The organism is Clostridium sp. LBM24168, from assembly GCF_052953915.1.
Genome location: NZ_CP196861.1, coordinates 1689454 through 1702383 on the forward strand (window position 1 = coordinate 1689454; position 12930 = coordinate 1702383).

A 12930-nucleotide genomic window follows, 5' to 3' on the forward strand; every position below is an offset into this window, starting at 1 on the left:
GCCATTTACAAAGCAGCCTTATTCAACGCGTTTTGAATTGCTTCAATAAGCCCTCGACTACTGTAGGTAGCTCCAGATACAGTATCAACTGAAGTGGATTGAGCAGAAATTATTTCAGGTGGTACAGTGTTTTCAACATATTGATAAAATCTTGGAGTATCCTCTGTTGATACTGTCCTTATAGCAACAATTTTACCGCCATTTATAGTTACAGAGACTTTTGTTGTACCTCCATTAAATCCTGTCCCGCTTCCTACGTAGGTACCATCCTTATACTCAGTTTTTTGTGAAGTATTTAAACCTGAAATAGTGGAATTGGTACTATTTGATATAATACCCTTTGTAGAGGCTAATCCATTTCCAGATATAATTGAATTTCCAAAATTAGTCAAGCTATATAAACCGATAAAAACAACTATAGCAAAAGAACTTGCCATCGCTGAAGAAGTATATTTATTTAATATATTCACATGTGGATTTTTTCTAGGACAAACTTCTATACATTTTAAACAGTTTATGCAGTCACCTCCACGGACACTATTTTTATTATAAAGCTTCAAACCCATTGAACAATTATTTGTACATATCCTGCATTTCCCACATTTACTATTTGGTTTATCGACCTTTAGTATGCTTGCTTTAGATATTAATGAAAATAAAGCACCTAAAGGGCATAAATACCTGCAGAAGAACCTTTCAACAAAAATATTTCCTATAACTATTACCACTAGGAATGTAAAACCAATAGTCATAGATGATATTACAGTTGAGAAATCGGATATCTGTGCAAAAGCATTCCACGGACTCCAAGCATTTAAAAGAGTTCTTCCACCTTTGAATGTTAAAATCAATATAGAAAATAAAATTAAATACTTTACATATTTCAATATTGAATCAAGCCGCTCATTGATTTTAAAGTCAATCTTAAAAAACTTCTTTGATATTGTATAAACCCAGTCATTAAAAGTTCCAAAAGCACAAAACCATCCACAAAAAAACCTTCCCAGTAGAATTGTGAAAATAATTGTTACTGTAGATTCCATAATTCCTGGAAAAGCTTGGATAAAATTAAAATTACCCTTGGAAATCATTTCGACAACTGATTTCAACTCATTGAATGATAGTATATACATACCTGGCAGTGAAAAAAATAGAACTACTTGTAGTATATACCTGAAAATTTGTACTTTGTTGATATTTTTGGTCATAGTTTCAACTCCTTTTAGTATTCTACAACTTTTAATATATAATTTGATAAAATTAAATTTAACCTTTTTAGTGTAGATTTATTGTAAAATTGAAACCTTAAAATACCATTAAAATTTGTTAGAAATTTAATTACATAAATGTTAAGTTATTTTAAAAAAAGATCCGCTTAATTTATTATAAGTAGATCTTTTTTCGGCTATTCGTCAATAAGTCTGTATCCAACTCCTACTTCCGTATATATGTACTCAGGTTGAGATGGATCCTTTTCTATCTTTCTCCTTAAATTTGCCATAAAAACTCTAAGCGACTGAGTCTCGTTTCCAAGAGATGCGCCCCATATTTCACGTGTAATAAAATCATGAGTCAATACCTTTCCCGAATATTTACACAACAATCCTATTATCTTATATTCTATAGGTGTCAGATGTATTTCATCTCCATTTACAGTTACACGCCTTCTATCGAAATCAATAAACAGCTGTTTAACTTTAAAAGTATGGATAGTCTCGTTGTCATTTTTATTTAACATACTATGTCTTAGAGCCACACGAATCCTGGCAAGAAGTTCTCCTATTCCAAAAGGCTTGGTTAAATAATCATCTGCACCTTTGTCAAGAGCTTCAACTTTTTGTCTTTCATTTTCCCTTGCAGAAACAATTATAATCGGAATGTTTGACAAACTTCTTATTTTTGATATTACTTCAATTCCATCAATATCGGGTAGTCCCAAATCCAGTACAATAAGATCAGGATTATTTGACATTGAAAGCGCAATTGCCTCACTTCCCTTGTCTGTCTCTATATATTTATATCCCTGTGTTGACAAAGCTGCTGCTATAAAATTTCTTATGGGTCTGTCGTCTTCAACTATAAGAATATAAGGTTTATTTTCCATGATTAATTTCATCCCTCTTCTCTTTTGGAATATTAAATTTTAAAATGGTACCTCCCTCTTTTCTGTTATGAGCTGAGATCCTCCCCCCGTGTAGTTCTACTATAGACTTGCATATTGCAAGTCCAAGACCTACTCCCCTCCTTGAATCAGATACCTTTCTTCCATTTGTAAAAAATCTATCAAATATATGGGGCAATATTTCCTTCTGTATACCTCTTCCATTATCAATTACCTCAAAAATTACATTCTCACCTTCCTCATATGCTCTTATTTCCACAAGCGAATGCTTTGGAGAAAATTTAACAGCATTATCAAGTAAATTTATGAGCACCTGTTCAATTAAATTTCCATCCATGTAAACCATTATGATTTTTTCAGGTATATTCACTTTTATCCTATGATCCTTAAAATATTCAGAACTTCTCTGAACCGATTCAGATACCACTTCCTCAACAAGTTCCATATTTTTATTTATCTTTACATTTCCCTCATCAAATTTAGTCATACTTAATAAATTTTCAACTAACCTAATCAACCATTCCGTGTCATCATAAACACCTTTTAATAAATCCCTTTTCGTGTTCTCGTCTAAGAACTGTCCATTCTCTAAAATTGTACTTACCGATCCTTTTATACCTGCCAGTGGACTTCTTAAATCATGAGAAATTGACCTTAAAAGGTTTCCTCTAAGTCTCTCCTGCTCAATCGCCACTTTGGAATTCTCCTGCTGATCTACAAGGATCTCCCTATCAAGCGCAATAGCAATCTGGCTAGTAACAGTCTCAACAATAAATTTTTGTTCTAGATCAAGCAATCCTTCAACACAAGAAATACCGATAACACCTAATATTCTCTTTTGAACTTTTATGGGCATGTAATATCCTTTTACTCCATAAAAGGTATCTGTACCTGCTCCAGATTCTTTTCCTTTTGTAAAACTCCAATATGCTACAGTATTTTCATTCTTATCTGAAAAAGGAAATTTGGATTTTTCGTTGTGAGCATTATACACAAAAGGAGTAGACAATTTACCATTACTTGATAAATAACATACAACAGTTCTACCAATAAGTCTAGAAATATATTTTATGCCTATGGATATTACATCTGAATTCCCAACTGCGCTTAACAGCTTACTGCTGATTCTATAGAGAGTTTGTGTTCTTTTCTCCCTGATATCCGAATCAAAAGCACTTTTTTGAATTCTGTTAGTAAGATTTCCAATAATAAATGCCACAATAAGCATAATAGCAAATGTAATCAAATAATTTTTATTATAAAATTGGAATGAATACTTTGGCTCAACGAAAAGATAATTAAACAAACCTACTCCCACTATTGAAGATATTATACCCATAAAATATCCTTTGGTCCTGATGTATACAATTATAACACCCAAAATTAAAATCATGAATACATTGGATTCAGAAAAACCAATGTATTCACAGAATAGAGCAAGAAAAGTAGTGACTAATGTAATTCCAGCAGTCTCCAGAATTTCTTTTAGGGATAGTTTAAAACCAAAATTCAGCTTTTTAAATAGACGTTTATTCTTCTCTTCATATAATGAATTGGGTATGACATAGACATCAATATAGGAATTGGAATCCATGAGTTTGTCAACCACATCTTTTGCATAAAAATGAAATACCCTACTGGTTTTTTTGTTGTTCTTTCCTATTATTATCTTTGTTATGTTCCTGAATTTTGCATATTCTATTATCTGATTGGATATGTCATCTCCATATATAGTAGCTATTTCTCCACCCAACTGCTCTGTTAAATTGAAATAGGAGTTGAGTCTTTTTATATCATCTTTTTTCCTTTTCTGATTTTTAGTAGTTTTTACATAAAGTACTATCCACTTTGAGTGATATACCTCAGCCATTCTTGCCGCCGTACGTATTACTCTGGCAGAGGATGGTGAAGAACTTATACATGCCATTATCTGTTCTGAAGTGGGCACTACTGTAATCTGTCCCTTTGAAAGTCTATCAACTTCCACTTCATAATTCACCCTGTCTGCAGTTTTTCTCAGGGCAATTTCCCTCAATGCATACAAATTATTTTTAGTGAAGAAATTATTAAAAGCCCTTTTTACCTGTTCCCTGCTGTATATTTTTCCATCGCTGAACCGCTTTAAAAGTTCATCCGGCTCTATATCTATTATTTCCACTTTATCTGCATCTTCAAATACCTTGTCGGGAATAGTTTCCCTTACAGAAACATGTGTTATACTCTCCACTATATCATTCAGGCTTTCAATATGCTGCACATTAAGCGTAGTATATACATCAATTCCAGCATCCAGGAGCTCATATACATCCTGCCACCTTTTTCTGTTCCTTTTGCCTCTTGCATTGGTATGAGCAAGTTCATCCACAAGTATTATATCAGGTTTTCTTAAAATTGCTTTATCCAAATCGAGTTCATTCAGGGTCATACTTCCGTAGTGTATTACATTGGGAGGTATACTTTCAATTCCCTTGGTCAGTTCTATGGTTTCTTTCCGTTCATAAGGTTCTATATACCCTATTACCACATCTTTTTTAAGCTGCTTTGCTTCCCGTGCTTCCCTCAACATTGAATAGGTTTTTCCAACCCCTGCAGCATAACCAAAAAATATCTTCAATTTTCCCCTGTTATTTTCATCCCTGTCTTTTTTAACTTTCTTTAAAAGATATTCAGTATTCAGGCCCTTATAATCGGTCATTGCAAACAACTCCTATCTGAAAATCACTATATAGATTTTTAATATGTCCTTTTTTGTTCTCCTAAAATAATATTTTATAATCACTTTATATGCATCAGTATATACCTTTTTTTAAATCTGCTGAAACAATTTCACCGTTTAAAAAGCAGCATAAATGTTAACATATTATCCCTGTAAACTGCACTTATACTGCCTGATTGCAATTCCATCAGCTCTTTTGCAATGGACAGTCCCAAGCCGGAAGAGTGCCCGGAGCGATTAATATCAGCCCTATATGTACGGTTAAAAAGCTGTACTACAGTTTCCTCGCTTAAAGCTTCAGAATCATTGCTTATACTGATATGAACATGCTCTTCTGTCACTTTCAATTCAACCCTGCAGTATGATCTGGCATAGCGTATGACATTTTGAAATAGATTCAGGAACACTCTATTGGTAATCTTTTCATCCAGCAGCACCAATGGAACTTTTTCATCAAGATCCAGCTGCAGAGAGATACCTTTATCTTCAAAGTCCTGGTGAAACAACAGCAGACTGTCACACAGCAGCTGATATAAGGAGTGCGGATTCAGCTGCACAGGATACTCCCGGGCATCAACCAGTGACAAATCATATAGTGAATCCACAAGATTGTTTAAACTCCTCAGCTTATGCTGCACAATATTTAAATATTTTTCTTTATCTTTGATGGATAGATCCATATTCAAAACTATATCAATATATCCCATGGCAGAAGTCAGCGGTGTGCGCAAGTCATGGGAAAAGTTAGCCAGAGCTTCTTTATTCTGACGCTTCTCCTCAATATTCTGCAATTGCAATTCCTTATAGCGCTCAACTAAATGATTGATTTCAGCAGCCAGCTTTTCTGTGGTTTTATCAGGAGCAGCCACAGTAACCTGCTGATTGGTTTGAGAAATCAATTTAGTTAATTTTTTAACCTCCGCAGTTAATGTGCGAATATTCATTCTGATAAAATAATGCTTTGTCAGACAGAGGACAGTTACAACTGTCAGTATACAGCTAATATAAATCATAACTCTCCTCCTTTCTCTAGGATAAATCCTTTTTCGTAAAAATTGCCAGCCCCATAATCAGGCTTACAAAAATAATCATCAGTCCCAGCACCCAGCACTTCACATCAAAATAAGCACTGCCTGACATATAGTGGACTAAATTATTATTAAGCAGTGAAGAAGGTGTCCATTTAGATATAGTTCTCAAAACACTTACTCTGCCGGCTAAAGTATCGATTAAACGTCCTAAAATACTGTAAATAAACAGCAAAATAAGCAGGTTCAAAACTTCTGAAACACCATTGACACTTAAAACATAACCTAGAACAAAACCGGAGGCAGCAATGGGCAGTACATTGCTAAAGGCAATTAAAAATTGACCAAGAGTTGAATTATTCACCAAATCAAAAATAACATTGCCGCTTAAAATGGTGACCGACAAAATAACAGCAGCCATAACAGCTACTCCCAGAGACAAAGCAATCAATTTTGACCAAAAGACAGCCCCGCGGGAATATCCGAAAGAAACCGCTGCACAGATTTTTGACTGACTCTTTCGTGTCAATATTAAAACAATTAATAAACATAAAATAATAATTATAGTAGTCATACCAAATACATTACTGTAATAGAACATCCTTGTTCCGTAGGGAAAGGTTGATTCCTTAAATCTGAAATACTGCAGTACCCCTCCTGCAGCCATTACTAGAAAAACACTAACTGCAATCAGCCCGTAGTACAGTTTTGAATGTATTAATCGGTAGACTTCACTTCTAATGAGATTCAACATTATGATTACCTCCTATCAGCTCCAGGAAATATTCTTCCAGATTCTTGCTTTTAACCGTCATCTCCAAAATGTCCACATTGCTTTCATTTAAAAGCCGATTGATCTTTTGACGATCTTCAATATGATTGTAAATTTCCAGCTGCTGACCAGCTAAAACCTTATAGTCCACATCTGGAAAATGACTTTCCAGTATAAAGCAGGCTTTCCTGGTATCATTGACACGAAGGAATATAAACTGCTGACTCATCTCCAATAGTTCTTTACGTGATAGATCCTGAATAATTTTACCTTTATGGAGAAAAACAAAACGTGTGGCAATTGACTGCAGCTGCGATAAAATATGACTTGAAATCAAAATTGTAATGTGATGCTCCTGGTTTAAATTGAGAAGAAATTGACGCATTTCAGCCATTCCTTCCGGATCCAAACCATTGGCAGGCTCATCTAAAAGCAAAAAATCCGGTGAGGATAATAAAGCCAGGGCCAGTGATAGGCGCTGCTTCATCCCCAGTGAATATTCGGAAAATTTCTTTTCATGATGCTCTGCAAGTCCTACTATATCTAATACTTTTCCTATTACAGCTTTTTCAGGAATTCCCCGCTGCAGACGATAATACTCTAAATTCTGTGCTGCATTAAAGTTATCGAAAAATACATTGGTTTCAATCATGACGCCCATTCTTCTGCGGGCATTATGTTTCCCGTAGGGTTCACCAAACAGTGTAATCTCACCTTTTGTAGGAAATATTTCTTCAGCAATCAGTTTGAACCAGGTTGATTTTCCCGCACCATTTTTCCCTATAACGGCACATATTTCCCCCTGATACAGTTCAAAATCATTACTTTCCAGGGCAGCCCGGTGCTTATACCTTTTCTCCAGATCAGTTGTTTTCAAAACTGGTATTTTCATCTCAATTCCTCCTTTGCACTTCTTAGTGTACAGGCTATTTTTTAATAACCCTTAAGCAAATTATAAAGAAATCATAAAGATGACAGCTAGATCAGCGAAAAACCGATTCCCCAGATAGTTTTAATATATTCTTCGTTGGTAACAGCTACAATTTTTTTACGAATATTGGACACATGGACACTGATACTGTTGTCATTTCCCCGGTAAACATCATTCCACAGCAGTTCATACAGCTTAGCTTTGGAGAATACCTGTTTAGGGTGCTTCAACATGATTTTCAAAATATCAAACTCCACATTGGTGAGATTCAACTCTGATTTTTCAACCGTTGCCACATGCCGGCCTTCATCCAGAGTCAGTTCCTTCCAGCTTAAACACTTCCCCGTTTGCTGTGAATAGTTTTTGCGCAGCTGGACTTCAATCCGCGCGGCAACCTCTTCACGGGCAAAAGGTTTAACCATATAATCATCCGCACCCAACTTCAGCAGGCTGACTTTGTCTTCAATCATACTTTTTGCAGAAATAACAATAACAGGGACAGATGACTGCTTCCTGATTTCCCCCAGCAATTCCTCCCCGGTCAGTCCTGGCAGCATAATATCCAGTAAAATCAGATCAAAAGACTGCTGATGAAGTCTTAATCTGGCTTCGGTACCGGAAAAGCAGCAGGCTGCTTTGTATCCCTGCTCCTTTACAATCAGTTCCAGTATTTTATTGATATCATTATCGTCTTCCACAATCATTATTTCTACTTGCTTCAAACTTTTCACCTCTCTGCACACTCCCCTAAATTTATCCATTAAATTATACTACCATTTCTTTTATGGGTAAATTTATTTTTTCTTCAGCAGCACTATTTGATGTATTGGTCTTTAATACTAGGTTGATTTTAAAATAAATAAAGTACTAATCAAGCTTTAACCCTTCCATAATTCATACAAAAAAGCCTGATCAGTACCCTCTCTTAATTTCAGCGGATTTATTTCTTCATTCCAACAAGGCATATCCATTTCCCATTCTGTTTTTCATCTTTCTGAACCACGGCAAACCCTGCTGATTTTAAAATATCTGACAGCTGTATAATACTGTATACTGTCATTCCTTCTATTTTTTCAGACCATTTATCATTTACAGGATCTCCTTCTTCACAGCATATCATAAAATACCCTTCCGGTTTTAATATTCTCCTGACTTCTTTAAAATTTTCATACAAATCAGGCCAGAAATATACGGTTTCAAATGCAGTAGCAATATCAAAACTTTCATCTCTATAAGGTATATGGCTTACATTACCTGTTCTTATCTCACAATTTTTCCCAATATGGTCCATATTCTTCTTCCTGCTGCACTTTACACTTTCTTCTGAATAATCTATGCCTGCCACAAAACCATCCGGACAGCTTTCCAACAATCTGGATATATTGGCCCCTCCACCACATCCAATGTCAAGCACATGATCTGTATTTTTCAATTGAAGATGTTTAAGCCCCCAATCTGAAAGCCTGGCATGACCTGAATTCATCATCTTTAGAATTACTTTTCCACCCAATCCCTTGGGCCTGCATGTATTTTGAAATAATTTATTGAACATCCCATTCTCCCCTCAAAAATAGTATTCCTCATATAAGTAATAATATCATATTTTTGTGTAATTGATAGTCATTTTCACTATAGGTCATACTTTCTATTTTCTACTTTTATGGCATAATCACGTGCTAAATGCAAGTATATTCAATATTGTTCTTCAGTCTATTTTCAATAACTGCTATTTGTATAGTGGCATTGTCTGATAAAAAGTCAGATATTAAAATCGAAAATAAAATAACTTTGAGATCTGATGAAATATCATCCGATACCAAAGTAAACATAAGTAATAAAAAAAATAATAGATAGGCCCTCACAAGATCTATCTATTATTCAATCATGTAAATCAAGCAGACTGAATTCATAATCCGCCCTTCTTATTACTGATATTATACCATAGAATATAAAAATTATACAGGTAAATTTGTAAGTTCCTCATACCTGGCTCTTCTGCTTATTCTACTTTCCTCACTTATCTGTTTCTTTAATATTACTAAATTTTTAAATAAACTTCCCATTTCACCAATAAATAATAAGGATCTCTGATTTCTTTAAAAATTTTCAGTCCTTTGTTAATTTTATTAAAACTAACTTCATTTCTTTTTAAAGGCTAATGTCCAGTGAGTTTATAGTTGCATCTACATTTCCACTATATCCCTTCTTTTCAAATATATCAATTATCTATTTCATTCTATATTCATTTCATCAATATCAATCTTATTGAGCAAATCTCTTAACTTTAATATTTCCTCTTTATCCAAAGTTATTCCCTTTCCCATTTTTTCATGTTTTCCATCCCAGTCTCTAATATCCATCTTAGCCTTTCTACCATTCCAGCTCATAATATTTACCTCTTTTTTCCAATCTCTTGATCCTTCAGACAAAATTCCTATATTCTTAATAATATCAAATTTAATGTTTGGCATTTAAATCTCTCCTTTTCCCGTATTATTGAATTCATATTATATTTGAAAGAAACAATTTATTAAAATTATATATTGCCATCAAAAATTTGTAAATATAAAAAAGGACAAATGAAACTTTGATACATAAAGTTTTATTCATCCTTTTTATTATTGATCATTTTTATTCATATTTGTTCCCAATAAATTACAATAATACTTTATTACATCTTTTCGTGTTATAATCCCTATAAACTTTCCCCGGTCATCAACCACCGGGACAAAATTCTGGTCCATAATTCGCAGGAGCAGCTCATCCATGGTTGCATCAATTTTTACTGCAGGATTCCAACCTTTTCGAAGTATATCGGAAATGGAATAACTCTCCTGTGATTTTATGGAATACATATTGCTATCCATCATATACCATAAAAAGTCTCCTTCACTGACCGTTCCAATATAAGTTCCATCTTCAGTAATTACAGGCAGTGCCGTATATCCATGAGATTTCATTTTTTCAAGTCCCTGCCTCAGAGTACAACAATTATTCAAAAATGCAACAGATGCTTTCTCAGTTAATAAAAAAATAATATTTTTTTCTTCTTTGCCTTTAAACATTCTATTACCGTAGCAAAAATCCTTATCATCTGTATATTCAGAAACAACTTTCATGAATTAATCCCCCTAATAACTTCATAGTAATTGACAATAGGCAAAAAATGGATTACTCACTTCATATTTTATTATAACTGATTTTTCATAAAGATGGTATAAAGATAAAATTAGTAATATAAAAATCATATTAAAGTATCATAATTAAAGCAAAAAGCAAATTCTATTTGTCAAATTTAACTGCAACTTCCTTTAAGTTTTCTATAATAGACAAATGTTGCGGACAATGCTTTTCGCATTGGCGACAACCGATACAATCAGATGCACGGCCGTAATTCTCAACATAATTTTTATAATAAAATAATGAGTTAGATGCTGCACCAAACTGTTCAAAGGAGTTATACAATGCAAAATACTTCGGAATTGGTATTTTTTTAGGGCAGCCTTCAACACAATACTGACATCCAGTACATGGAACAGCTATGCTTGAATTAATAATACCAACTGCTTTATCTATAACGGACATTTCTTCTTTGTTCAAATCCTTAAAGTTTTGCATATAACTTATATTGTCTACTAATTGTTCATAATTTGACATGCCTGAAAGCACCATTATGACATTGGGCTGACTTGCAGCAAAACGAACTGCCCAAGAAGCTACGGACATTTCAGGTACATAGTTTTTAAACAACTTTTCTGCTTCTAAAGGTACTTTTGCAAGTGTTCCACCTTTAACTGGTTCCATAACAATTACTGGTTTTTCATGCTTTTGACAAACCTCATAACACATATGTGATTGAATGTTTGCATTATCCCAATCCAGATAATTCAATTGCAGCTGCACAAATTCCACTTCCGGATGAACAGTAAGTATTTCATCTAACAGTTCTGCATTATCGTGATACGAAAATCCAATCTTACGAATTCTGCCTTTTTCCTTTTTCTTTTGAATAAAAGTGAAACTGTCTAGCTTCTGCGCAATAGCATAATTTGGTGTATTCAAACAATGTAGTAAATAATAATCAAAATATTCTACACCACATTTCTCTAGTTGTTCGTTAAAAATACGCTCCATATCCTCTTTTGCTTTTAGCATCATAGTAGGCAGCTTTGTTGCAATAGTATAACTATCTCGAGGATGGCGCTCTACCAATGCTCTCTTTACCATAATCTCACTTGCATAATTATGGTACATATATGCTGTATCAAAATAAGTAAATCCTTTTTCCAAAAAAACATCAACCATCCTGCAAAACTGCAATAAATCAACACTGGTAGGATCATCCTGTTTTATAACTGGCAATCTCATACATCCAAAACCTAATTTTTTAGCCATAATTGACATCCTTTCTGTTCATAACTTGCAATTTTATAATCCGGGTACTGCAGCATTTTCTTTTTCTACATATCCCCTATTATAATTACCAGCTGCTCATGCGGTTCAATTAAAAGTTTTTTCTTGTTTCCATAGTTTCAGTTTCATTATCCTGGTGAGACATATCAACATATTCAATCAATACTTCAATGGGAAGACCCTCATTTCGCATAGATTTGATAAAGCCTATCCAATTTCATCCAGCCATTTTAAAACATCTTCTTTAGCATTTTTTACGCTGCTGCTTGAAATTGCCAAAGCATTCAAAACAATTGATTGAGGGCAAATTCTTTTAATATCCTCAACACTACTGCCTAAACCACCACCACCATGTGTACAAAACGGTATAATAGTTTTTCCTGAAAAATTATATTTTTCAAAGAGGCTAAATATTATCATAGGTATAGTTCCACACCAATTGGGGTAACCAACGAAGACGGCATCATAGGAATCCATATTCCTGATCTCTGTTTCAACTTGTGGCCTGTAGTTATTTTTTTGTTCCTGCCTTGCCCGATTCACCACTGCACTATAGTCATTAGGATATGGATTCACCGGTACAATTTCAAATATATCACTATCTGTAATTTCATGAATTTGATTGGCAAGCACTGCGGTACTTCCAGAATGTGAAAAGTATGCTACTAACTTTTTCATAAATTTTCCTCCTATAATTCTTTTTATTTTTTAACTTCAATTTGTCAATTATTTTCCTCTTATAAAATGAGCTCATATGGAGAAATATCAACCTACCTAAATTTATACAATCTCTGTATTTTACTTCCTTTTATGCAGTTTAAATTCAGATAAAGATTTAACTCCACCTCCTGAATTTAAGAATTCTAGCCTTGAGCATAACTCTAAGGCACTCATTTCTCTAGCCCGATAAGGGCTATTTTTTTCTATCACTAAAATTTATATCATAGG

The 12930-nt window shown here is 34.0% G+C and carries 13 protein-coding genes; 1 reads left to right on the top strand and 12 read right to left on the bottom strand.

All coding sequences use genetic code 11. The features are described 5' to 3' along the window. Positions 1–5: 5 nt before the first annotated feature. From ACSVC9_RS08360 to ACSVC9_RS08395, 8 genes are all read right to left on the bottom strand, one after another. Positions 6–1208 (bottom strand): 4Fe-4S binding protein, encoded by a 1203-nt coding sequence (locus ACSVC9_RS08360; protein WP_446897038.1) that lies wholly within the window; start codon positions 1206–1208, stop codon positions 6–8. A 197-nt stretch (positions 1209–1405) separates the two neighbouring features. Beyond that, on the bottom strand, positions 1406–2104 hold the full coding sequence (locus ACSVC9_RS08365; RefSeq protein WP_446897039.1) for a response regulator: 699 nt from the start codon (positions 2102–2104) through the stop codon (positions 1406–1408). Further along, positions 2094–4817 (bottom strand): ATP-binding protein, encoded by a 2724-nt coding sequence (locus tag ACSVC9_RS08370; protein WP_446897040.1) that lies wholly within the window; start codon positions 4815–4817, stop codon positions 2094–2096. The genes ACSVC9_RS08365 and ACSVC9_RS08370 overlap by 11 nt, the downstream gene beginning before the upstream one ends. A gap of 131 nt (positions 4818–4948) precedes the next feature. After that, the gene (locus ACSVC9_RS08375) at positions 4949–5851 is read right to left on the bottom strand and encodes a sensor histidine kinase (protein ID WP_446897041.1); all 903 of its coding nucleotides are present in this window, start codon (positions 5849–5851) and stop codon (positions 4949–4951) included. A gap of 16 nt (positions 5852–5867) precedes the next feature. Beyond that, positions 5868–6620 (bottom strand): hypothetical protein, encoded by a 753-nt coding sequence (locus ACSVC9_RS08380; protein ID WP_446897042.1) that lies wholly within the window; start codon positions 6618–6620, stop codon positions 5868–5870. Then, the gene (locus tag ACSVC9_RS08385) at positions 6604–7530 is read right to left on the bottom strand and encodes an ATP-binding cassette domain-containing protein (RefSeq protein WP_446897043.1); all 927 of its coding nucleotides are present in this window, start codon (positions 7528–7530) and stop codon (positions 6604–6606) included. Before ACSVC9_RS08385 ends, ACSVC9_RS08380 begins: the two co-directional genes overlap by 17 nt. Before the next feature lie 86 nt (positions 7531–7616). After that, positions 7617–8300: a response regulator transcription factor gene (locus ACSVC9_RS08390; RefSeq protein ID WP_446897044.1), complete on the bottom strand. Its 684-nt coding sequence runs from the start codon at positions 8298–8300 to the stop codon at positions 7617–7619. Positions 8301–8509: 209 nt separating this feature from the next. Continuing rightward, a complete protein-coding gene (locus ACSVC9_RS08395; RefSeq protein WP_446897045.1) occupies positions 8510–9121 on the bottom strand; it encodes a class I SAM-dependent methyltransferase in 612 nt (203 codons plus the stop codon). Between the two features lie 128 nt (positions 9122–9249). Between ACSVC9_RS08395 and ACSVC9_RS08400 the strand changes: the two genes are divergently transcribed. Then, positions 9250–9423, top strand: coding sequence for a hypothetical protein (locus ACSVC9_RS08400; protein ID WP_446897046.1), 174 nt, complete (start codon positions 9250–9252; stop codon positions 9421–9423). 377 nt (positions 9424–9800) lie between these two features. Here ACSVC9_RS08400 and ACSVC9_RS08405 read toward each other — a convergent pair whose 3' ends face one another. From ACSVC9_RS08405 to ACSVC9_RS08420, 4 genes are all read right to left on the bottom strand, one after another. Further along, positions 9801–10040, bottom strand: a complete 240-nt coding sequence (locus ACSVC9_RS08405; RefSeq protein ID WP_446897047.1) for a YdbC family protein — start codon at positions 10038–10040, stop codon at positions 9801–9803. Between the two features lie 147 nt (positions 10041–10187). Next, on the bottom strand, positions 10188–10688 hold the full coding sequence (locus ACSVC9_RS08410; RefSeq protein ID WP_446897048.1) for a CBS domain-containing protein: 501 nt from the start codon (positions 10686–10688) through the stop codon (positions 10188–10190). Between the two features lie 163 nt (positions 10689–10851). Further along, positions 10852–11967: an aldo/keto reductase gene (locus tag ACSVC9_RS08415; RefSeq protein WP_446899829.1), complete on the bottom strand. Its 1116-nt coding sequence runs from the start codon at positions 11965–11967 to the stop codon at positions 10852–10854. Positions 11968–12189: 222 nt separating this feature from the next. Continuing rightward, a complete protein-coding gene (locus ACSVC9_RS08420) occupies positions 12190–12660 on the bottom strand; it encodes a flavodoxin (protein ID WP_446897049.1) in 471 nt (156 codons plus the stop codon). Between the last annotated feature and the right edge of the window lie 270 nt (positions 12661–12930).

Excerpts from the sequence above, each read along its gene's own strand:
- ACSVC9_RS08360 (WP_446897038.1), bottom strand. The coding sequence starts at position 1,208 with ATGACCAAAAATATCAACAAAGTACAAATTTTCAGGTATATACTACAA.
- ACSVC9_RS08380 (WP_446897042.1), bottom strand. The coding sequence starts at position 6,620 with ATGTTGAATCTCATTAGAAGTGAAGTCTACCGATTAATACATTCAAAA.
- ACSVC9_RS08420 (WP_446897049.1), bottom strand. The coding sequence starts at position 12,660 with ATGAAAAAGTTAGTAGCATACTTTTCACATTCTGGAAGTACCGCAGTG.
- ACSVC9_RS08370 (WP_446897040.1), bottom strand. The coding sequence starts at position 4,817 with ATGACCGATTATAAGGGCCTGAATACTGAATATCTTTTAAAGAAAGTT.
- ACSVC9_RS08365 (WP_446897039.1), bottom strand. The coding sequence starts at position 2,104 with ATGGAAAATAAACCTTATATTCTTATAGTTGAAGACGACAGACCCATA.
- ACSVC9_RS08395 (WP_446897045.1), bottom strand. The coding sequence starts at position 9,121 with ATGTTCAATAAATTATTTCAAAATACATGCAGGCCCAAGGGATTGGGT.
- ACSVC9_RS08385 (WP_446897043.1), bottom strand. The coding sequence starts at position 7,530 with ATGAAAATACCAGTTTTGAAAACAACTGATCTGGAGAAAAGGTATAAG.
- ACSVC9_RS08410 (WP_446897048.1), bottom strand. The coding sequence starts at position 10,688 with ATGAAAGTTGTTTCTGAATATACAGATGATAAGGATTTTTGCTACGGT.
- ACSVC9_RS08405 (WP_446897047.1), bottom strand. The coding sequence starts at position 10,040 with ATGCCAAACATTAAATTTGATATTATTAAGAATATAGGAATTTTGTCT.
- ACSVC9_RS08400 (WP_446897046.1), top strand. The coding sequence starts at position 9,250 with ATGCAAGTATATTCAATATTGTTCTTCAGTCTATTTTCAATAACTGCT.
- ACSVC9_RS08375 (WP_446897041.1), bottom strand. The coding sequence starts at position 5,851 with ATGATTTATATTAGCTGTATACTGACAGTTGTAACTGTCCTCTGTCTG.